A 20,217-nucleotide genomic window follows, 5' to 3' on the forward strand; every position below is an offset into this window, starting at 1 on the left:
TATTAAAGCCGACTGCAACCACCTTATGAGAACAACAACCCCGACGCTTGCGTCGGGGTTGTTGATTTTTGCTCGCGCCTTGAAATTACAGAACGGACAAGGATGTCCGTGCTTCCATACAGAAGCGAGTTTGCGCAGCGAAAACTTGTCATCAGAACGCCCAAGGATGGGCGGGGAGCTAATCAGAAGCAAGTTTTGTGTACAAAACTTGTCTTTTACCGACATACACGGATGTATGTCGGTAAAAAGTGTACACGGATGTATAACTGCTCAACAGGTTATTTGCAAAAGCGCTGGAAGGGCGGAAGGGAAACAGATGTCCATTTGCTGACGAGGTATCTACGAGGCCGGCATTAAAACAGTTTTAAAAATGCCTCTTCGGTGATAATCACAGTGCCGAGTTTCTGCGCCTTCTTGTTTTTTGACGAACCGGAATCGGGGGTATTGGTCACGAGGTACGTAAGTCCCTTGGTTACCGACGATTTTACCGTTCCGCCCTTGGCCTGCACCATCGCTTCAGCTTCTTTCCTTTTAAGCGTGTTCAACTCTCCGGTAAAGCAAAAGCTTTTTCCTGCAAGCGGAAGATTTCCTTGAGCGGAGACAGGCGCTTGAATAACGATAATCCCCGAACCGGTAAGGTGCAGCATTTCTTCCTTTGCATCGCGGAGGCCGAGCGTAAGCGTATGGGCAAGGACGCTGCCGAATTGGTACACGGAGGCAAAGTCTTCCTCCGAAGCTGCGAGTAGTTTTTCGAGAGTATCAAAGCCTGCATCAACCAGTTTTTCTACCATAATACGGCCGATGCCTTCAATATCAAAACCGGCAATAAAGGTCGGCAGGGAGATTTCGCGTTTGGCATGAAGCGCTCTGTACACTTTTTCCGCCGACTTTTTTCCCATGCGTTCCAAAGCGGCAAGTTCTTCAACCGTAATGGTGTATAAATCGGAAATAGAGCGGAGACGCTGTGCATCAAAGAGCTGTTTAAGGAGCACCGTCCCAAAGTCTTGAATATCGAGGGTGTTGATCCATTTTTCTATCCGGTGATGAATGAGCTTAGGGCAAGCCGGATTGGGGCAGTACAGGCGGGTGCCTTCATCGCGGAGTTCAGTACCGCAGCTCCCGCATCGGCACGGCTGTTCAATGGGCACACATGACGCAGGGTTTTCGATGAGCGCTTCTATCTTAGGGATAATCTCCCCCCGTTTGGTTACCAGCACTCTACTGCCGATCTTGAGGTTCAGCTCCGCAATCATGTTCGGGTTGCAGAGGTTTGCCCGCTTAACGGTTGTGCCCGCCAACTGTACCGGATCGATGACTGCGATGGGGGTGTAGGTAGCGCCCGACTCGCTCCACTCGACGCTGCGCAATACAGTAACCGCTTCTTCAAGACTGAACTTAAAGGCGATCTGTTTTTCCGGCCGCGCCCTACTGAGGTCTGCAGTATCGATGCGGTCGTTTTTAACGACAAGGCCGTCGATGTCGTAGGGAATAGTGCTACGTATATCCATAACATGGGCGCGGTAGTCGATAACTTCCCGGACGCCGGCGCACCGTGTAACCGGCACCTGTAAGAAACCCTGCGCTTCAAGCCAGTTGAGTTTCTCGGTTTCTGTGGTGAAAGGCGCCGTTTCGGTAAAGGGCTTTCCGACTGTTCCTGCGGCAGCATCGTAGCAAATAATTTCGAGGTGCTCGCTGCCGCTGCCGTCCTTCCGCTTCATCAACCCGTTTGCCGCATTCCGGCAATTTTTTTTATCGGGATAAAAACGGCGTAGCACCTCTTTGGTCATCAGCACTTCGCCGCGGATACCGCCGGAAAAGGGAGCCGTGCCGGTAGGGGCGGAATCGCCTTTCAGTTCAAGTACGACTCCCTGCATCTTTTTAACATTCGCAGTAATATCGTCTCCGATTTTGCCGTCGCCCCGTGTTACTGCCCGAACGAGTCGCCCCTTTTCGTATTGCAGCTCCATACTGGCGCCGTCCAGTTTATATTGTACCAAAAAATCGGAGAACGACATCTTTTCCGCCCATTTTTGGAAACTTTCGGGATCCGCTGCTTTTTCTTGACTCCCCATCGGGATAATGTGTTCCGCCTTCGGGAAGCCGTCAGCGCTGTCCTTAGGTACTGTTGCAAAAAGCGCATTCCGAGGGTCGAGACTGCGCAGCTCGTCCCACAATAAATCAAAATCCGCATCCGAAATTTCCGGTTCCGCGTTATAGTATAAGTCCTGATGCTTTTTTATCAGCGCTTCAAGCTCTTGTATCCGTGTATTCTTTTCCATATTGAAAACATACTATGTACGTAACAAAAATACAACCAACCATCTCTTTTCAAAAGGCTAACGGAAAACTCCTACTGATTAGTATCATTGCCGTTCGTAGCGGATATGAAAAAGCAGCCTAATGCGGTTGCTCTATGTAAGTGCCCCTTTCCAGAAGAATGCATTAGCCGGTCGAATTTTCTGTTCATGGATAAGCTGAGAAATAAGACTGCTAATGTCGCCGGCGCGCCAAAACGGAAGGTTTTCATGCAATATCCGAATAAGTTGCGGAACGGTGAATTTCCGTTTATTGGCTGTCACAAATTTGATCAGCTCCTGCTCGTCTTGCGGATACAGCAACGCGGTTCCGTTACAGATATCGCAACCGGAACAGGCGATACTTTCATCCCCTACATGAAGCGGAACGGCCCGCACTTCTCCAAGTGCTTCGAGCAGAACCTCGCGCCGGCAACGGCCGCTTTCGGCAAAATTGACGAGTATTTCAGCCCGTTTCCGCTGTTTTTCGGGCAACAACACAATCCTCGCTTTGTCTTCGGGGCTCCACAGCAACACGGCTTGCGCGGGGCTTCCATCCCGTCCACCCCTTCCTGCTTCCTGTACATAAGCTTCGGCCGTGGGCGGCGCATTCAGGTGGATCACAGTACGTACGTTCTTTTTATCGACGCCCATGCCCCACGCACAGGTCGTTACCAGTATCGCGCTATCGTGCTGATGAAACCATTGCTCCACCTCATCCTTTTCATTCCGTTGTAAGCCTGCATGATAAAACCGAATTGCCCGATCCCGCAGCGTATACCGTAAAAACGCAGCGGTTTGTTCCGTACCGTTCCGGGTCGCACAGAAAATAACCATCGGCCGCTGTCGCTGCATAACCTCTTGCAGGAGGGCAGGCGCCTTTACACGGCATTGTCGTACGTAATAGGCAATATTGGTACGATCCGATTCTCCACGTACCAGATGCGCCCGGCCGTCAAAGAGAACTTCGCCGATACGCTTTAATACATCGTTGCCTGCTGTTGCGGTAAAAGCGGTAACGGCAGGAGGTTTTAGCGTTTCGATAACCTGCTTGAGCGTTTGATAGGCCGGCCGAAAGCTGTCTCCCCACTCACTGACGCAGTGCGCCTCGTCTATGGCAAGGTGGGCAATGCCGTGCTTTGCAATACGGTTTAACACTTCTTTTTGCATCAGAATTTCGGGATTGGCAATGATGAGTTTTGCAGGAGGTTTTCCGTCCGTACCTTCGAGGCGGGCATACTGCGCGGCTCGTTCCTGTCCGCTTTGGCCGCCGCGGAACAACACCGGTTCAAGATTGCCTTCACACATCCGGCGCATCTGGTCGCTCATCAAGGCTAAAAGCGGATAGATAATGAGTGTCGGTTTATCCAACAGCAGCGCCGGTACCTGAAAACACAGCGATTTTCCCGCGCCGGTCGGTAACAAGACGATCTGCCTGCCCCGCAACACGCCGTCCTCGTCATAAAGCTCGCTTAAAGGTTCCCCCGTACCGGACAAAAAGCAATCCTCTGCTTGCGGTAGCGCGGTTCCGACCGGCGCTGTAGAAATTCCAGCCGGCTCTGTGGCATATTGTCCATATTGCGGTTCGGTGTGCGACGCCGTAATACCGGCCGACGATGTGGCAGCTTCGGCCGCTTCGGCAGCGTGTACGGCATCGAGGATATTGGCAATTACGAGTCGCTGCCATGGGTATAACGTCGGAATCCCGAATACGGTCTGTGCGCAGATAGAAACGGCATCGGCTGTTTTTTCCAAGCTGTATTCGGGATTATCCGATTCAAAAATCATGGGGCAGCTTTCCGTATCGGGCAGCGCCGCCTCCGGTTCAAAAAGGTAGGGAATTTCGCCATCAGGCGTTTTGTTGTTGATGATATTCATACCATATATATGCGTCACCAACAGCAAAATGGCTTACAATTTTGCAAAAAAAGTAGGGAAGGGGTTATCGAAAAAGTAACCGACTTTTGAGACATCCCCGTTCTCTTTCGATTTATATTTATTCGGCGATAATTGCCTCAAGTGCAGTTTGCATCATTGCAGTGAACGATGTCTGACGCTCTTCCGCCGTAGTTTCCTCATTGGTAACCATATTATCGGATATGGTAAGCAGTGCGAGCGCCTGCCGTTTGTACTGTGCGGCAAGGGTATAAAGCTCGGCGGCTTCCATTTCAATCGCCAAAAGACCGTACCGCGACCAGAGTTTCCACGTTTCAAGCTCGTCATAGAACACATCAGACGAAGCGATAGGGCCAACCAAGGGGTTATACCCTAAGCGGACAGCCGCATCATAGGCATGCTTTAAAAGCTTCCAGTCCGCTGTAGGCGCAAACTGGGTTCCGCGGAAACGGAGCGTATTTGAACCTGAATTGGTCGCAGCGCTCATCCCGATAATCAACGAACGAAGCGGAATCTCTTTTTGCAAGGCTCCCGCAGTACCGATACGGATAGCTTTCTGCACGCCGTATTCACGGAAAAGCTCGTTCACATAGATGGAAATAGAAGGCTGTCCCATGCCGGTTCCCTGCACGGAAACCTTTACACCTTTATACGTGCCGGTAAACCCGTACATACCGCGGACTTCATTGTAACAGCGCGCATTTTCTAAAAAATTTTCGGCAACAAATTTTGCTCGCAGCGGGTCGCCCGGCAGTAAAATCCGTTCGGCGATTTCCCCTTGTTTTGCTCCGATATGAATACTCATCATAGACTCCTTATTCGTGCGGAGGGTTTAATACCCCGACGCTTTGCGTCGTAACAAAGGGTATTAAAGCCGACTGCAACCACCTTATAGAACATACAATGCGAAACGTTGAGCATTGTACCCCGACGCTTGCGTCGGGGGTGTTGATTATCAAAACTATCAAAAAAGCGAAGGGATGGGAACTACCCGAAAACTAAAGTTTTTGGATAGTTTCCGCAAAAATTTCAGTTTTTGCAGATGCCCTATAGATACTGTCAAATATCATGAATGCAGCCATCAGTCTTTCCACGGAAAAATAAGATTGCGAATAGATCGGCTACCGACCGTTTCCCGATCTTCCGCCAGTAACTCATCCCACGGTATGTGTTTCCGCGCAGTTTGAATCGGTATTTCGGGATGCTGCTCCATCCAATCGTATTTATACATTCTCAGTCTGAAGGCATTATTCCATGCAAGCAAGAGTCCCGAAAAACCCGGTACCAAAAAAGCTAAGAATGGGGTTATTATGATGAGGACAGCGCTGTACAGCAGCATAAAAAGTGTAAATCCTGTATTATCAAAAAAAACGATAAAGCACTTTTTAAGGCATTTACAAAAATTCGATTCCAACCGGCTCCGTATCGGAAAAAACCATAAAAGCGACAGCTGTATAACCGCAAAAATCCATACAACAGTAACACCGAGAAAAAGGCCGAGAAAATTTTGAAACGAAAAATAATAGGGGACAGCGACTTCGGCAACGATCCAACAAAAACTTTCGATTAGTGCAAACAGAGCACCATGCCGCCATGTGCGTCTGATTTCCCCACCGATTTCTTTAAATGAAAATGATTTATAATCGGCAATATGGGACATCAAATTAGAGACGGTTAAAAGCAGTATGCCTATCAATATGATACAAACAAACAAGCACAATACAGACAACACGAATATTGATGACAGCAGGTATGCCAAGCCGAAAAATAAAAAAACAATCAGTATAACCGCAATATTGAAAAGAGCGAGCAGAAGAAAATTGTCCCACCCGTCAAAAAAATTTTTTTTGAGAAAAAATCCGATCATGCAGCGATAGTAGCACAAAAACCGGAATAATACTATCCATACCGCAGGGGTGTCTCCTCAATTGGTGAGATACCGGCACTGTCCTAAACATGCTCCTTGTGTTATAATCGCTCAGCATAATTTTATAAGGAGCAAGGAGTCTCTAATGAATACACCGGAAATGAAACAATTCACCGACCTTCCCTACACGCGACCCAACATGGAGGCATTAAAAACGGCATTTAAAAAAGCGGAACGGCAATTTGAGGCGGCACATTCGGCAGCAGAGCAGATTGCTCTTATCGACGAAGTGCAAAAACTCAAATCCCATTATCAAACCATGCAAACCCTTGCGGAAATACGGCACAGTATCGACACCCGAGACGGTTTTTACGATACCGAAAATACGTTTTTTGATGAATCAAACCCGTTTTATATCGAAATGACCAATAGCTTTAATAAAAAACTGCTTGCCTCATCGTTCCGTAAAGAGCTGGAAAAAGAACTCGGCTCTCATATCTTTGCAATGACCGAACTTGATATGAAGGTGTTTTCACCCTCTATTATGGAAGATTTAGCGGAAGAAAACAAACTTACCAGCAGCTACGACAAACTGATCGCTTCGGCAGAAATCGAATTTGCAGGAGAAAAACGCACGCTCGCGCAGCTGACTCCTTTTATGCAAGATCAAGACCGTGCAACACGGGAAAAAGCAGCACAGGCCTACTACGGTTTTTTTGCAGAAAATGAGGCAGAATTCGATTCCATCTACGATAATTTAGTCAAAGTGCGTACCCGCATCGCAAAAAAACTCGGGTATAAAAACTTCGTGCAGCTCGGATATGACCGGATGGGCAGGACCGACTACAATGCCGAGATGGTTGCTGCCTATCGGAACCAAATCTACCGTGAAATTGTACCGATAGCCGTTGATTTACGTAAACGGCAGGCAAAGCGCTTGGGATTGAAACAGCTGTACTACTATGATGAACCGCTTGAATATACCACCGGCAATGCGATTCCCCACGGTAATCCGGATTGGATTTTGGCGAATGCTAAAAAGATGTATGCGGAACTTTCCCCCGAAACCGATGAATTTTTTACCTTTATGACTTCGCATAACCTACTCGATGTGCTTGCAAAAAAAGGAAAAGCAGCAGGCGGTTATTGTACCACAATTCCCGATTACAAGGCGCCGTTTATTTTTGCCAACTTTAATAATACGCAGCATGATGTGGAGGTGATGACCCATGAAGCAGGGCACGCATTCCAAGCCTATCAGAGCCGTAACGCCCGCCTTTTGGAATATGTATGGCCGACCTACGAAGCCTGCGAAATTCACTCGATGAGTATGGAATTCTTTACATGGCCGTGGATGAATTTGTTTTTTGAAGAGCAAACCGATAAATTCCGCTTTACCCATCTATCCGGAGCGCTCCTGTTTTTACCCTACGGCGTTACGGTAGACGAGTTCCAGCACTGGGTATATGAGCATCCCGAAGCAAGCCCCGCAGAACGAAAGGCCTCATGGCGCAGCATCGAAAAAAAGTACCTACCTGAACGGGATTACAGTGATAACGATTTCTTAAACCGCGGCGGTTATTGGATGCGCCAGGGACATATCTTCAGCACGCCGTTTTATTATATCGATTACACACTTGCGCAAGTATGTGCGCTGCAGTTCTGGGCAAAAAGCCTTTCCGACCGCAAAACGGCATGGGAAGATTACCTTCGCCTCTGTAAAGCAGGCGGCCGCGACTCATTCCTCCGTCTTGTGGAACTGGCAAATTTAAAGAACCCCTTTAAAGACGGCTGCATTGCTTCTGTTGTACCGGCGTGTACGAAATGGCTAAATAATATCAATGATACCATATTGTAATGGTTGACTCGACAAAAAAACAAATATACGGTATGCTTTTGCATACAAGCTTTATTATTAGGAGAGCATCGTTATGAAAACTTTACATTGCGACATTTGCAAAAAAGAATTGGTTAATCCTATAGCCGGAAGAACCTATTGGCATATCCGCGAATATGATATTTGCGAAGCCTGCAAGGACGCCATCGAAGCAAAGATTCGACCGATTGTCCGCCAGCATGCACCCTATTCCCAAGATTGGTATGAAGATCAACTGATATCACTGATCGAAAAAGGAGTGGCTGCACGCCATCCGTAAGAGGATTTGCGGTGCAACATTGTATTACTGAGAAAATGAACGGGAGGCCATTCAAATCGAATATGATAGAAAGGTTTGAATGCTCTTCTGTTCTACAGTACTATCTCGATAGATTGTAATGTGCAAAATAAGCGTTGTCTATCGTACCATTTTATGGTATCCTAGCTAAATATGGCTGTCTTACTGTTATTTTGTATTCCGCTTGTTTTTTTCTCTTACTCCTTTCAATTAGAGGAAAAAAATAAGCATATCTTTATGTTCTTTGTCGGTATTGCAGCGACAACACTGTTCTCACTGGTTGTGTCTTTTTTTTCTGCAAAAACGGATCACTATATCGGTTCGTTAGGAAGTTATTTCTTTTATTTCTTTTTTGTGGATACCTTTATTCCTTTCTGCATTGTATTATTGATCGCCCTGATCTTTTCCGGTTTTAATGCTTCGGTGACCCCTGCAGCGTTGTTTGGCCTATTTACCGTAAAAATATATCAGCAATTGTTCCTTGCAAGCACACATCTTCGCATCACGCCCATTGTACTTAGCATTATTCTGTATGTAAGTGCCCTTTTTATTCTGGATGCACTCTTACGTTTTTGTGCCGATGTTACTTTCTATTATGCTATCGCCTGCGCCCTCGTCTTTCTTCTATTTATAGGAATCCTTATACTAGGTACTTTTGCACTGGGGTTTTATTATTTTAAAGGAACTCAAATAATCTACGGTTCTATTTTAACGGGTATCGCTTTAATCGGCACGGTACTGCACTTTATAATATACCGGCAGGGAAATGCCGGTTAAACAGTCAGATAAAAAATATAAAAAAAGCGTCTAACCCTTGTATATTTTACTTAGTCCGCCGATACTGTAGACAGAGTTCTTCATCCGCTGCGGAATTGATGCTCTGTTAGGTTTGGGGATTACTGAATTATTTGACAAAGTTTTCTTTTCAGACTATAATGGGTATGATTTCTTAGAATATCGGCGGAAATAAAAGGAGTTGTGAATGAAACAAGGCGTTGTTATTACGGTCTTTGTTCTGATGTTTGCAGTCGTTTGTACTCCATTGGCAGCGCAGGATAGCGGTGTTAATTATCAAACGTACATGGTGGAGACTTTTGACTCCCCTGAATCATCAGAGATAACATGGAATGCTATTGGAAGCAAGTTTATCACCGAAGGTTATCCTATTTTAAAGTATTTTGACGGAATGCCGAACGCTCTGCGGGTTATGCAATCCGATTCCGATAAAGAATACAAATTTTTAGGAATGCAGTTTAAATTTAACCGCCAAGGCGATAACTGGGTCGATCTCTATCCGACAAAAAGCTCAGGCGATAATGCCGCTCCTTATGAAATCCCCTTAAAAGGGGTTGTCCAAAGATTTGATCTTTGGGTCTGGGGCGCAGGCTATGCGTATGATCTTGAAATTCTGGTACGCGATTGCAATGGACGGATACATACATTACCGGTCGGAACATTAAATTACCATGGATGGAGAAATTTAGCGGTTACCGTTCCCACAAATATTCAGCAGCGGTCGCGCTATTTATCACAGCTTAAATATATGAGCTTTGTCGCATTTAGAATCCGCACTCAGCCTACGGAGAACGTTGATGACTTTTATGTTTTCTTTGATGAATTCAAGGCATTAACAAATACTCGTACTGCTTCTTATGACGGCTTTGAGTTAGAGAACGCCAAGTTTGATGATGCCGATTCTAATAAGGAGGGCGGAAAATAATGACAAAAAAATATTTTACCGTAGCAGCATTATTATCAGCATTATCGTTGTTTGCATTTGCCCAGGAGAATACCCGCGATGCATCATCCTTGGATCAAGTAGATCCTTCCCGTATCGGCGTTGAATCTGCAGAGCAGCGCTTAAAGGAAGTGTCAGTCGATAAATTTGAAAATGAAGGTTCTTGGGTTTGCTCCATGTCTTCGGACGAAGGCGTTATTCAAGGCCGTTTGTTTGACGGTGCTCCCAAACAAAAGAAAGCAATTCCGGACGAGGAAAACCTGAATCTCCCTGACAGCAAAGTTTACGGTACAAAGGTGTCCTTCTACCGCCGTGGTTATAACAGCTTTGAAGTCCGTGCCGTCAAACCGATTCCGGTCGAAGGCATTACTAAAACCGTCAGCGTTTGGGTTGTCGGAAGAAGTTATCCGCATGTTTTAAAGCTCATCCTTGAAGACTATATGGGACAGCGCTTTGAACTCTATGTAGGAAAACTGAATCATGCAGGATGGAAATTGATGACCGTTGCGGTTCCCCCACAGAATGCAGCAGGAACGGGAATTGTACAAAAGGATTATCACTACGGCACCAGTATGGGTCTAAAGATTGTAGGCTTCCGTATTGAGTGTAACCCGTGGGAAGCGTATGGAAATTACTACATCTACTTTGATGATCTTCGTGCCGTTACCGACCTTTATGAAGTTGATCTGCGCGACGATGACGATATGAAAGATAGCTGGTAAACCACTGCTTTAACTTGTATTAATCGATTGGAAACCGGTACCTATTCGGTACCGGTTTTTTTATACACATGATAGCGCCCTGCCTTTGTATAAAAGGCTATTTTTTGACATTTTTTTAAAAATGATAAGATATATGATGCATAGACTCCGGTGCCTAATTTCCTTATATCGGTACTGATAAATACATCGGGCAGCTTTGTCATAAACCGAGCAGTCAAGCTATCGATACCGTGAAACTCCTCCTCCCGATGTATCTTTAACAACTTTTTATCGATAATACGTGGCCTTTTATATCTGCTTCGCCCCTTCTTATCATCTATTTTGATAACTTCGCAATCGATATACAAAATCCGTATCGTAAGATTCGGATTATCGAGACAGTGAACGATCCCTAACAGTTCCCTAAAAATCTGATAGAAAGTGCCGTGTTTTGGGCTTTTACGGCAGCTGCGTTTAGAGCCGTCTTCGTTAAGTGTCAGAATATAGGCATTTTGGATGATTGGATACACAATTTGGATAGGATACAGCGGTAAAAGTTTTTCCAATTTAATCCGCAACGCGGAAAGCTTGGAGGTTTGTATTTCTATTATCTCTCCATCGTCGTAAATATCACAGATGAAGCCTTTCAACGAGGTTTCTTGTACGGCACTATCACTGCTATACAAGTCTTTTAGGGTACGGTGCAGGTGCGTTTCATTATAGGTGTTGATCATTCGTTAGACGTATGCACGTAATTCAGCAGCATCCAACTGTTCCAGTGCGTAATAGGTTGCCACAATACCTCTTTCTTCGCGGGTACGTTTTCCGCATACCTGATACACAATCATCTTATTTGTCGGGAGTGGCGGCATTAACCGGTTCCCGTTCATATCGTACAGTGAACCGACCGTTAAAGTACCAAAAATTTCCTGTATATCGCCATCGGGGAATACCATATAATATTCATAAAGTGTCATACCGATACTATAGCAGTTTTTTTTAACACCATACAAGAGCAGAAGTGCGGTCAACTACATTAAAAATTTTATATGCACTTGACGAATATTCGATTAATTTGTATATATAGCGCAATCAAAATATAAAGTTCCCTGATGCGTTGCATCAGTGAATCCCGCATTTTTTTATTATGGAGTCTACTTGTGAAGAAATTTTCAATCATTTTTCTTTCTACCCTGACTGTTCTGTTCTTTTCAGCATGTAATAACAATTATCCCACGACCATCCCTGTTACGGGCATTGCTCTTCGCTCCGGTAAAACTGCTATTTCTGTAGAGAATAGAGGTACCCGTCAAATCGGCGCGTATGTTGTGCCCGAAAACGCAACGAATAAAAATCTTACCTATAGTTCAGATGATGAAATGATTGCGTCTGTAAATGACGAAGGGTTGATTACTACACATAATGAAGGAACTGTAAATATTACCATAACAGCAGTGGATAATCCGGCTGTATCAAAACAAGTGACGCTAACCGTTACAAAAGCTATAGTCCGTGTTACTTCTATTGAGTTCAATCCGCCGCTTCCCGCAGAACCGATTGAGATGTTTCTCAACGAAATGTATAAGTTCGATGCAAAAGCAATGCCTGAGGAAGCTGAGAATAGAAAGCTTAAATTCGATACATCTAATTTCAGAGTAGCATGGGTGGAGGATATACATAAAGGTTGGATAAGAGCTGACGGCGAAGGGGAAGCAACGGTAACTATAATCGCCGATGATAATCCTTTTGTTAAAAGAGAAGTTCGTTTTAAGATGATACGAAAACCTGCCGGTTCTTCAATTAGCATAGAAACACCGCCTAACATAGAAACACTGTCCGTCTTGTGTGAAAGTGATGAAGGAGATGTCTCCTTTACGGTAAAAACGACCAACGGTAAGCTTGCGTATACCCCTGAAGTTGTTGGCGGCGGAAAAGAATGGGTGACCTCTGTTCGTAAAGACAATACAGATGCAAGCACAGATACGGTACACTTGCACCTTAAGAAAAATAAAACCGTGTGGTACAGGGATGCATATATCAAATTTAAAGATACGAGTACACATAAATATGTTAAAGCTGCGGGTAAGGATCTGCAAGTAAAAATCATCCAAAAAAGGAATGAGCACCCGGTTGTAACGATAAAATGGGTACATGGAATAACGCCGCCTCAAGATGCAGAAAAAAGACAGATTGAAATTGGTGGTACGGGAACCTATCACCAGATGCCGTACGTCTTTACTTGGGACGAAACAGCGGGTACCACATTTTTTAACACACGAAAAATTACCCATACGTTTGTTCCCTCCGGGGGGTATCACGGTCCTCGTCCCGATGGTAATCAATGTTGGGCTAAAACTGATGCCAATATGCTGCATTGGTGGTTTGTGCAAAATAAAGACAATATTGAACAGTATAAGATAAAGAAAACCGCAAAAGCTGCTTCTGAGGGAAAGATATTTGACAGTACTCCGTATGAGCCTGTTTATACACGCGGGCTTGCAGATAATCAAGAAGATCAAAAAAGTTCCATAGCGAATCTCTTTCGAGAGAAGTGTAAGAATTCCGGAGGGAATCCTGCTAGAGGGTTGCAGTGGTATCTCTTCGGATTAGATGACTTTGAACTGCTAAGAAATAAAGGCTACTCTCCGGCATTATTTAAAGACGTATTTAATCAAAGTAATACACCTATCGAATTGGTGACTATTCGTACAAAAAAGGAGTTTGAGGATACGCTTAAAGCCGCACTTAATGCTAAAAAAGCTGTTGGGCTGAATAGATATGGGGCTCAGGACAATACCCAACACGCTATAACGCTGTGGGGTGCTGCCTTTGATGAAGATGATAATATTATCGCTATATACGTTGTTGATAATAACGATGTCCCCAATAGAGTGTTTACGTACGGTATACAGTATCAAGACGGGGTAGATATCTATGCAGAGCCTGACTATGAGCACAATGACCGGCTGCGCTATAACCCGTATTTCTTTAATTATAGCAATAATAGCCTGAGCAAAAATCACTGTATCGGCGAAATAATTACTTTGGATAAAGGTGAAGATCAGTGGGCAGAATGGAAGCGTAATAATCCCTAAGCAGCCTTTACAAGTAACAATTCCGCAGTGGTAATAACCAGACCTAAGGGAAACCTCTAAAAAACTGATTTATAGAACAAGCGGTAGGTTTGATGTTTTTAGAGGTTCCCAATTGCTTATATTCCATAATTGCAACTTCCTGCACCGATGTAAAACAATGCGCTTTTCAATTACATGAGAAAAAACCTTAACAACTTTAGCATTGGGAAAAAGTATCGCAGAAATAATGATATTGGTATCTACGAAAACTCTCAACGCGTTTTCCTTAATTCTTTGATGTATGCAACAACATCATCTTCCGTTTGAAAGCCTTCTTTTTCTGCCTCTCTCCTCGCATTTGACTTTGAATATTTGACAAAGTTATTTGAGAAGCATTTGCAATATACACTTTTCCTTTGCTTTCTTCAAAAAAGACTTTATCGCCGCTTTTTAATCCAAGCATATCTCGCATTACAAGAGGAATAGTCATCTGCCCTTTCGATGTTACTTTCGTTATATACTAACGGAGGAAATGCCATCAATCGACTGTTCAGCGGCACGGGCGGAGGCGGATATCCCCTCTCAGGTGCTATACATCCGTGTCGTATTCGATATGCTCCATCAGTCACTTGATGACACAGGTTATATATTGTATCATCAAGATATGATAGGCAAGGAAATTATGAAACACTTAAAACAACATGGGTTGGTTCTTGATAGAATAAAAGGGAGAAATATGACGTACTATTGCACATTAAAACAGGAAGATAATGTCTATCATTTTCCTGACTTACCGGAAGTGTTTATTTGGGAATACTGAAAAAGGAGCCTTGGAGATGGCTGCAGAAGCATTAAATGGAGTCTCGGAAAGTGAGACCTCACGGGGAATATCGATGCCGCTGCCTGTATTTCGTTCGGAATATGCTGTAGAAGTTGAACCGAACATTGCATTTGCTCTTATGCTGCGTAAAAGACGAGGAGAAAAAACTCAAAGCGAAATAGCCGATAAGCTGAATATTTCATATCAGCAATATCAACAATTGGAGAATCCGAGAAAAGCGAACCCGACGTTGCAGACAATAGCAAAGTTACAAAAGATATTCGATTATCAATTTGTAAGTTTTTAAAAATCTTTTTTGGCATGGTGTAGTGGTATATTAATCAATGAGAATTTATCATAAAAGAGAACTAGGTCTATGATTATCGATTGAATGAGAGAGGGCAATAAGTGAATAAACCGTTGAGAATTTGTATCGTATGTATGAGTTGTATAATGCTGTCCGGCTTGATTGGATTGTGTACGAATCTGATTAATGCAGTTATAAGTCCTGAGTATTTTATTAACATAATGCATTGGGAAGAGGTCGAAAATCTCATCAGGTCTGCGGGTGCACAAGGACTATATCAAGGGCTTGGACAGGGGCTGTTTTTTGCATTAGTATTTTCATGTGTGTATATTATCTCCAATAATGCGGAGCTGAATATATCGGCGGTATTAAAGTGGATTGTATGTATGGGTCTCGCTTCTATCGGATTGTGGGTTATCGGGGGGATTATTGCCATAGCGCTATCCGCTTTGAGTCCGGAATTTTATAAACAAACATTCATAGGAGTTCCTGATGGATATGCTGCAATGTTCCGTTATGCTTGGGTAGGCGGTTCAATTTGGGGTATCACCTTCGGTGGTATTATCGTTATGATTATCGGTACGGTACTCTTTAGAAATATGAGCAAGCGCTGTAAAGGAAACCTGAAATGATAAACAGAGCGTCTGCATGACAGTGCTCACATATTGCATACACCGCCATCTGTGATGGTATTAAGTTTATTATATAAAACTATGCAGAAACTAATTGCTTATATTCCTTAATTCTTTGATGTATGCAACAACATCATCTTCTGTGCGACACATAAACTCACGTTCAGCGGATGCCATTTACACAAATCTTTTTACAGGATTGATTAATAATCACCTGTAGTGATAGCTTTCCTTAAAATACTATTTATTTTTGTTTGATAGCCTTTGCCTCCGGATTGAAGTGCTGCAAGAATATCCGCATCGATCTTTATAGAAATTGTTTTTTTAACGGGCGTTACATTCCAATATGCTTCATGCGCCGGTCTGAGTCTGGCTATTTGTGCCTTTGTCAGTTTGGGGCTATTCTCATCATACGATGTAGGGTGATTTTTTATTTCTTCCAATCTTTCAGCCGTTAATTTTGTTGAAATAATCATAATAGTCCTCCCTCAAGTCTTTCTCTGCTTGCCGCGCGGATATTAACTGTATTCTGTCTTTCTTTTCAGCAAAAAAGACCAACATTATCAATATTCCATTCAAATTACCAATTCCGTAGTATCTATCTTCTGTTTCAGAATGCTCAAAATCATATCCGGTTAAAAATGCAGGATCATCAAATACTTCCAATATTTCTTCGAAAGCGATTCCATGTTTTTCAATATTAGCACGATTTTTGTCTTCGTCCCACTCAAAACGATTAATGTAACAAAAAAGTATAGCGAAACAACCGTTGTGCATTCGGTTTCTTTTTCCGTCAGAAAGGGCGAGATATACGGACTGTTGGGAAGAAACGGCGCCGGTAAAACGACGATAATGAAGATGCTGTTAGGGCTTGTAAAACCGACGGAAGGGCACGCCCATATCTTAGGCAATGATACCAATACCGGCGAGGGAAAAGCCATATTACGGAAAGTCGGCTGCATCATAGAAAATCCGGGGTTTTACGCCAATTTAACGGGAACTGAAAATTTGCACATTTTTGCACGGTTAAAAGCGCTTGACGATGAGGCCGTACAAAAAGCTCTGGCGTTGGTCAATTTACCGTATAACGACAAAAAACTCTTTTCAAAATATTCACTGGGAATGAAGCAACGATTGGCGATTGCCAATGCCGTTATGCATAATCCTGAAGTGTTGATACTGGATGAGCCTATTAACGGACTTGATCCTATCGGCATTGCAGAGGTAAGAAAACTGCTTATCGATTTAAAACAATCAGGGGTGAGCATTTTAATATCCAGTCATATATTATCCGAAATTGAAAGTTTGGCAGACCGCATTGGAATTATCAATGACGGAAAATTGATTGACGAGATACATATAGCCGAATGGCAAAATAAAACCGAAGGCATAAAAATTTTTATACAGGATACGGAGCATGTAAAAAAAGTTCTTCTTAAAGAAGGGGTAAAGGAATCGGATATCATCTGTTTAGCGGACGGTATTACGGTAAAAAGCGATATCAGTGTTGCACAGCTTAATACAATTTTTGTCGGTAATGGCATAGAGGTGTCCGGTATTATGAAAGAACGGATGACGCTTGAAGACTATTTTAAAAAGGCTACGGGAGGTCAAGGAATTGGTTAATGTGCTGGTATCCGAAATACGGAAAAATAAAAGATCAAAAGCGCTCGCTATTTCCGCACTATTAATTGTCGTCTATGAAGCGATTACCGTTTTTTATACGGTACGTGCAGTAGGCTTATTTGACAATTTTATGTACTTATATAAATTTGCGTTGAGCTATATGGACTTTCTTATTCTACCGATGATATTGCTGTCGTTTATAACGGCAATTTTTTCTACTGACTATAAAAGCGATACGATAAAATACTTATGGACAATTCCGGTGTCAAAAAAACGGTTTTTCTTTGCGAAAGCCGTATATGTGTTATTGCTGGCATGTATGTTTATGACAGCGGTGTTTGTCATCACCTGCATTGCGGGATACTGCAGCCGGTTTCGATCCGGTATGACGGCGGCACTCGTTTTACGGTTCTTTTTGCTGTGTGTTTTAAGTTCAGTCTTTGTAACGCTGGCTATGCTGCCTGTTTCGCTTATCACCGTTTTTACAAAGGGGAATACCGTTATCACGAATTTAGCGGGAAGTATATATGTAATTGCATCTTTTTTATCGATGAGATATTTACAAGGGATCAGCCCATTGGCAAGTGTGCCGCATATTATCTGGTATAAGAATTTTGAAGGTGTACAAAATAATCCCCATATCGGTTTATTGCTGATCAATGTGATTGCCGTATTTATACTCTACCTGATTGCATCGCTGATCATTCTTGAAAAACAGGAAGTATAGGCTTATGAGAATGATAAGAATGCTGTGCTTTGAATTTAAAAAGCTGAAACGGAAAAAGTTTTTTTGGATACTACTGCTTGTAATTATTATGTCTGCCGTTATACAGGAGCGTATGGGAAAGAGAGTATATAATAATGTTGCGTATGGCGAAACGTTAGGATTTTTCTTGCATAACGGTCTTATCGTAAACAGTTATTATTTGTTCATACCGATTTTTTCGTTGATAGGGATGGAATTATTTTTATTGGAAAGACAAAATAATACGCTTATCAATATATTAACGGTGCCGATAACGAAAAACGTTCTTATTACGATCAAAACCGTTGTGCTCTATGTCATTGCTTTGTTATATACCATGCTGACGTTTCTTTCGATATGTCTGCTGGAAACAGAATTTAACCTGCATAATATCCGAATCAATTTTGTATTGACTCATTTGGCTGTTTATGTCATTCACGGCATCGTGTGTACTGTCATAGCGATGATGATAATCGGCATTATGCTGCATTTTAGGCAGAGTGCGCAGGCAGCTGTAGCGGTAAGTTTTATTGCCTCTTTTGTCGGAGTTTTTATATCTCAAGCACCGATTCCATATCTTTATTGTGTTAATGCAATGTTTTATCTATCCGGCGCCGCTCAATCAACAGGTTTTGAAAAAATGATTGCCGCTATTGTTGTATTGATTGTGTGCGGAGTGACAGGGCTGTTATTTAATACGCTATCAAGGGAAGAATGCTGAGATAAGCGGAAGGGCTGATGTCATTAAGAATATACATTCATGTACATCTGAAGATATAGATGAAAATATCAAACGCAGATGCCCCTCCGGCGCTCTGCATCGGGGTATGCTGGTTTACCTGCGGCATTGCATACCTTACCCAGTTGTTAATAAATTTAAATTCATTATTTGTCAAGGAGAGTATGAAAAAGCTAAAAAGCAATGATCTAGCCTGCTTAATCCTTTAGGCATGTAATCGGAACAACAAACACTCCGTCCTCTCGTTTATAGGCAAATGGAGCAACTCCGCATAAAACCATCAAAAAGGCAGGTTTCTTCATTTTTTCCGTATCAATTTTTGACGTTAATTTCAACAGACTTTCTGCGCCTTCATTGATCGACTGATCCCCTCCCAGTTTTACCTCAACCAAACCATAGCTGCCGTTTCTTAAATGAATGACAGCATCACATTCAAGACCTGTCTTGTCTCTATAATGATATACACTGCCATCCAATGCATCGGCGTATATTCTTAAATCTCTGACACACAAGTTTTCAAATATCAAACCCATAAGCTCCAGATTATTGACCAGATCCGTTGGACCAAGTCCAAGTGCTGCCACAGCTATGGACGGATCCACAAAATACCTAGTATCAGAAGTTCGAATAGCCGTTTTTGATCGCAAATTCGGATTCCATGCAGGAGAATCTTCAATGACAAATATTCTTTTCAAAGCATTCAGGTACCCATAAAGAGCTTCCTTATCAAAGGTTTCTACATCATTACTGATTACATCTGATCTGATTGTTTCCAGAGAAGCTTGTGTTGCAACATTTCTAGCATAGGATTTTAGTATACGTTTTGTTCTTTCAGAATCTCTTTTTACTCTATCGACTCTGGATATATCATCATTTACAACGGCATCATAATAATCAAATGCTTGTTTTAATGCGACTTTCTTAGCATGATTCAGAGCTGCCGGCCATCCTCCCCGGCAAATCAAAAAAGCAATTTCATCAATACTATGATTGTCCACAGTGGATATGTCTTTCTTATTAAACAGATCCATTAATGACACTTGACCGGTGGAATCTTTGGATTCAAACAGAGACATCGGACGCATTTGCATACGCACGATCCGGCCTGTTCCTGTATGCATACTCTCATCTAACGCAGCAGGAACCGAAGAACCTGTAAGAATGAACTGTCCAAATTCTCCTCTCTGGTCAACTTCATACCGTACGGCATTCCAGATATTCGTTGCTATCTGCCATTCATCAATCAAATGAGGAACCTTACCTTCAAGAAGATTCGAGGGGTTTATCCTTGCCATTTGCTGATACTGCTCCGTCATATCCGGACGATCCATCTCTATAACACTTTTGGCTATATGCTTTGCAGAGGTTGTCTTTCCACACCATTTAGCACCCTCTATAAGCACAGCTCCTTTAGATTCTAAATGTTCCAGTAAAACTTTATCCGAAACTCTTTGATAGTATTCTTTCATTGCAAAACCTCCGCCCAGCCTATATTCAGCCGAGTGTTTGGCTTATATAAAACCGAGTATTCGGACGTATTTTAACCGAGTATTTGGCTTCTTGTCAATCCGGCGGACATGAAAATAGCATACACAGTGACGGTA

Annotated in this window: 22 protein-coding genes and 1 pseudogene; 13 read left to right on the forward strand and 10 right to left on the reverse strand. The window is 43.1% G+C overall.

The window, feature by feature from the left end:
- The first annotated feature begins 25 nt into the window (after positions 1 to 25).
- On the forward strand, positions 26 to 331 hold the full coding sequence (locus tag ABH09_RS04060; RefSeq protein ID WP_253715303.1) for a hypothetical protein: 306 nt from the start codon (positions 26 to 28) through the stop codon (positions 329 to 331).
- A gap of 22 nt (positions 332 to 353) precedes the next feature.
- On the opposite strand, the gene ligA is transcribed toward ABH09_RS04060, so the two are convergent.
- The 4 genes from ligA to ABH09_RS04080 form a co-directional block, all read right to left on the reverse strand.
- Complete coding sequence (gene ligA, locus ABH09_RS04065; RefSeq protein WP_253715304.1) at positions 354 to 2,279, reverse strand: NAD-dependent DNA ligase LigA; 1,926 nt, start codon at positions 2,277 to 2,279, stop codon at positions 354 to 356.
- Between the two features lie 132 nt (positions 2,280 to 2,411).
- The gene (locus ABH09_RS04070) at positions 2,412 to 4,172 is read right to left on the reverse strand and encodes a RecQ family ATP-dependent DNA helicase (RefSeq protein ID WP_253715305.1); all 1,761 of its coding nucleotides are present in this window, start codon (positions 4,170 to 4,172) and stop codon (positions 2,412 to 2,414) included.
- 118 nt (positions 4,173 to 4,290) lie between these two features.
- A complete protein-coding gene (deoD, locus tag ABH09_RS04075) occupies positions 4,291 to 4,995 on the reverse strand; it encodes a purine-nucleoside phosphorylase (RefSeq protein ID WP_253715731.1) in 705 nt (234 codons plus the stop codon).
- A gap of 276 nt (positions 4,996 to 5,271) precedes the next feature.
- A complete protein-coding gene (locus ABH09_RS04080) occupies positions 5,272 to 6,057 on the reverse strand; it encodes a YesL family protein (protein ID WP_253715306.1) in 786 nt (261 codons plus the stop codon).
- A gap of 145 nt (positions 6,058 to 6,202) precedes the next feature.
- On the opposite strand from ABH09_RS04080, the gene ABH09_RS04085 reads away from it, so the two are divergent.
- The 5 genes from ABH09_RS04085 (at position 6,203) to ABH09_RS04105 (ending at position 10,691) form a co-directional block, all read left to right on the forward strand.
- The gene (locus ABH09_RS04085; protein ID WP_253715307.1) at positions 6,203 to 7,915 is read left to right on the forward strand and encodes a M3 family oligoendopeptidase; all 1,713 of its coding nucleotides are present in this window, start codon (positions 6,203 to 6,205) and stop codon (positions 7,913 to 7,915) included.
- Between the two features lie 73 nt (positions 7,916 to 7,988).
- Positions 7,989 to 8,213 carry a hypothetical protein gene (locus ABH09_RS04090; protein ID WP_162662921.1) on the forward strand — a complete coding sequence of 75 codons (225 nt, stop codon included), beginning with the start codon at positions 7,989 to 7,991 and terminating at the stop codon, positions 8,211 to 8,213.
- A gap of 171 nt (positions 8,214 to 8,384) precedes the next feature.
- Positions 8,385 to 9,008, forward strand: coding sequence for a hypothetical protein (locus ABH09_RS04095; protein WP_253715308.1), 624 nt, complete (start codon positions 8,385 to 8,387; stop codon positions 9,006 to 9,008).
- Positions 9,009 to 9,213: 205 nt separating this feature from the next.
- Positions 9,214 to 9,951 carry a flagellar filament outer layer protein FlaA gene (locus ABH09_RS04100; protein ID WP_162662925.1) on the forward strand — a complete coding sequence of 246 codons (738 nt, stop codon included), beginning with the start codon at positions 9,214 to 9,216 and terminating at the stop codon, positions 9,949 to 9,951.
- A complete protein-coding gene (locus tag ABH09_RS04105; RefSeq protein ID WP_162662927.1) occupies positions 9,951 to 10,691 on the forward strand; it encodes a flagellar filament outer layer protein FlaA in 741 nt (246 codons plus the stop codon). Before ABH09_RS04100 ends, ABH09_RS04105 begins: the two co-directional genes overlap by 1 nt.
- A 41-nt stretch (positions 10,692 to 10,732) precedes the next feature.
- Here the strand turns inward: ABH09_RS04105 and ABH09_RS04110 are convergent, their stop codons facing one another.
- A complete protein-coding gene (locus tag ABH09_RS04110) occupies positions 10,733 to 11,404 on the reverse strand; it encodes a DUF8091 domain-containing protein (protein WP_162662929.1) in 672 nt (223 codons plus the stop codon).
- 3 nt (positions 11,405 to 11,407) lie between these two features.
- Entirely contained in the window at positions 11,408 to 11,647 is a 240-nt protein-coding gene (locus ABH09_RS04115; RefSeq protein WP_162662931.1) for a hypothetical protein, read from the reverse strand.
- Positions 11,648 to 11,782: 135 nt separating this feature from the next.
- Between ABH09_RS04115 and ABH09_RS04120 the strand changes: the two genes are divergently transcribed.
- Complete coding sequence (locus ABH09_RS04120) at positions 11,783 to 13,765, forward strand: IdeS/Mac family cysteine endopeptidase (protein ID WP_371922123.1); 1,983 nt, start codon at positions 11,783 to 11,785, stop codon at positions 13,763 to 13,765.
- Positions 13,766 to 14,016: 251 nt separating this feature from the next.
- Here ABH09_RS04120 and ABH09_RS04125 read toward each other — a convergent pair.
- Positions 14,017 to 14,234, reverse strand: a pseudogene (locus ABH09_RS04125) (AbrB/MazE/SpoVT family DNA-binding domain-containing protein).
- A gap of 42 nt (positions 14,235 to 14,276) precedes the next feature.
- Here ABH09_RS04125 and ABH09_RS04130 point away from each other — a divergent pair.
- The 3 genes from ABH09_RS04130 (at position 14,277) to ABH09_RS04140 (ending at position 15,503) form a co-directional block, all read left to right on the forward strand.
- Positions 14,277 to 14,564, forward strand: a complete 288-nt coding sequence (locus ABH09_RS04130; RefSeq protein ID WP_253715311.1) for a hypothetical protein — start codon at positions 14,277 to 14,279, stop codon at positions 14,562 to 14,564.
- A 16-nt stretch (positions 14,565 to 14,580) separates the two neighbouring features.
- Complete coding sequence (locus ABH09_RS04135; RefSeq protein WP_253715312.1) at positions 14,581 to 14,871, forward strand: helix-turn-helix transcriptional regulator; 291 nt, start codon at positions 14,581 to 14,583, stop codon at positions 14,869 to 14,871.
- A gap of 134 nt (positions 14,872 to 15,005) precedes the next feature.
- Complete coding sequence (locus tag ABH09_RS04140; protein WP_253715313.1) at positions 15,006 to 15,503, forward strand: hypothetical protein; 498 nt, start codon at positions 15,006 to 15,008, stop codon at positions 15,501 to 15,503.
- 203 nt (positions 15,504 to 15,706) lie between these two features.
- Here the strand turns inward: ABH09_RS04140 and ABH09_RS04145 are convergent, their stop codons facing one another.
- A complete protein-coding gene (locus ABH09_RS04145) occupies positions 15,707 to 15,979 on the reverse strand; it encodes a BrnA antitoxin family protein (protein WP_253715314.1) in 273 nt (90 codons plus the stop codon).
- Positions 15,951 to 16,280: a BrnT family toxin gene (locus tag ABH09_RS04150; RefSeq protein ID WP_253715315.1), complete on the reverse strand. Its 330-nt coding sequence runs from the start codon at positions 16,278 to 16,280 to the stop codon at positions 15,951 to 15,953. Before ABH09_RS04150 ends, ABH09_RS04145 begins: the two co-directional genes overlap by 29 nt.
- On the opposite strand from ABH09_RS04150, the gene ABH09_RS04155 reads away from it, so the two are divergent.
- The 3 genes from ABH09_RS04155 to ABH09_RS04165 are packed head-to-tail and all read left to right on the forward strand — an operon-like array spanning position 16,191 to position 18,595.
- The gene (locus ABH09_RS04155) at positions 16,191 to 17,129 is read left to right on the forward strand and encodes an ABC transporter ATP-binding protein (protein WP_253715316.1); all 939 of its coding nucleotides are present in this window, start codon (positions 16,191 to 16,193) and stop codon (positions 17,127 to 17,129) included. The genes ABH09_RS04150 and ABH09_RS04155 overlap by 90 nt on opposite strands.
- 1 nt (position 17,130) lies before the next feature.
- A complete protein-coding gene (locus ABH09_RS04160) occupies positions 17,131 to 17,856 on the forward strand; it encodes an ABC transporter permease (RefSeq protein WP_253715733.1) in 726 nt (241 codons plus the stop codon).
- 4 nt (positions 17,857 to 17,860) lie between these two features.
- A complete protein-coding gene (locus ABH09_RS04165) occupies positions 17,861 to 18,595 on the forward strand; it encodes an ABC transporter permease (protein ID WP_253715317.1) in 735 nt (244 codons plus the stop codon).
- A gap of 215 nt (positions 18,596 to 18,810) precedes the next feature.
- Here ABH09_RS04165 and ABH09_RS04170 read toward each other — a convergent pair whose 3' ends face one another.
- The gene (locus tag ABH09_RS04170) at positions 18,811 to 20,082 is read right to left on the reverse strand and encodes an ATP-binding protein (protein ID WP_253715318.1); all 1,272 of its coding nucleotides are present in this window, start codon (positions 20,080 to 20,082) and stop codon (positions 18,811 to 18,813) included.
- Between the last annotated feature and the right edge of the window lie 135 nt (positions 20,083 to 20,217).

The organism is Treponema sp. OMZ 803 (assembly GCF_024181165.1).
In the GTDB taxonomy this organism is placed as follows: domain Bacteria; phylum Spirochaetota; class Spirochaetia; order Treponematales; family Treponemataceae; genus Treponema.

Coding starts and splice junctions, on each gene's coding strand:
- ABH09_RS04110 (WP_162662929.1), bottom strand. CDS start 11,404: ATGATCAACACCTATAATGAAACGCACCTGCACCGTACCCTAAAAGAC.
- ABH09_RS04115 (WP_162662931.1), bottom strand. CDS start 11,647: ATGACACTTTATGAATATTATATGGTATTCCCCGATGGCGATATACAG.
- ABH09_RS04120 (WP_371922123.1), top strand. CDS start 11,783: ATGCGTTGCATCAGTGAATCCCGCATTTTTTTATTATGGAGTCTACTT.
- deoD (WP_253715731.1), bottom strand. CDS start 4,995: ATGAGTATTCATATCGGAGCAAAACAAGGGGAAATCGCCGAACGGATT.
- ABH09_RS04060 (WP_253715303.1), top strand. CDS start 26: ATGAGAACAACAACCCCGACGCTTGCGTCGGGGTTGTTGATTTTTGCT.
- ABH09_RS04170 (WP_253715318.1), bottom strand. CDS start 20,082: ATGAAAGAATACTATCAAAGAGTTTCGGATAAAGTTTTACTGGAACAT.
- ABH09_RS04135 (WP_253715312.1), top strand. CDS start 14,581: ATGGCTGCAGAAGCATTAAATGGAGTCTCGGAAAGTGAGACCTCACGG.
- ABH09_RS04080 (WP_253715306.1), bottom strand. CDS start 6,057: ATGATCGGATTTTTTCTCAAAAAAAATTTTTTTGACGGGTGGGACAAT.
- ABH09_RS04105 (WP_162662927.1), top strand. CDS start 9,951: ATGACAAAAAAATATTTTACCGTAGCAGCATTATTATCAGCATTATCG.
- ABH09_RS04070 (WP_253715305.1), bottom strand. CDS start 4,172: ATGAATATCATCAACAACAAAACGCCTGATGGCGAAATTCCCTACCTT.
- ABH09_RS04085 (WP_253715307.1), top strand. CDS start 6,203: ATGAATACACCGGAAATGAAACAATTCACCGACCTTCCCTACACGCGA.
- ABH09_RS04165 (WP_253715317.1), top strand. CDS start 17,861: ATGAGAATGATAAGAATGCTGTGCTTTGAATTTAAAAAGCTGAAACGG.
- ABH09_RS04130 (WP_253715311.1), top strand. CDS start 14,277: ATGCCATCAATCGACTGTTCAGCGGCACGGGCGGAGGCGGATATCCCC.
- ABH09_RS04150 (WP_253715315.1), bottom strand. CDS start 16,280: ATGCACAACGGTTGTTTCGCTATACTTTTTTGTTACATTAATCGTTTT.
- ABH09_RS04090 (WP_162662921.1), top strand. CDS start 7,989: ATGAAAACTTTACATTGCGACATTTGCAAAAAAGAATTGGTTAATCCT.
- ABH09_RS04145 (WP_253715314.1), bottom strand. CDS start 15,979: ATGATTATTTCAACAAAATTAACGGCTGAAAGATTGGAAGAAATAAAA.
- ABH09_RS04140 (WP_253715313.1), top strand. CDS start 15,006: ATGAGTTGTATAATGCTGTCCGGCTTGATTGGATTGTGTACGAATCTG.
- ABH09_RS04095 (WP_253715308.1), top strand. CDS start 8,385: ATGGCTGTCTTACTGTTATTTTGTATTCCGCTTGTTTTTTTCTCTTAC.
- ABH09_RS04155 (WP_253715316.1), top strand. CDS start 16,191: ATGTTTTTCAATATTAGCACGATTTTTGTCTTCGTCCCACTCAAAACG.
- ligA (WP_253715304.1), bottom strand. CDS start 2,279: ATGGAAAAGAATACACGGATACAAGAGCTTGAAGCGCTGATAAAAAAG.
- ABH09_RS04100 (WP_162662925.1), top strand. CDS start 9,214: ATGAAACAAGGCGTTGTTATTACGGTCTTTGTTCTGATGTTTGCAGTC.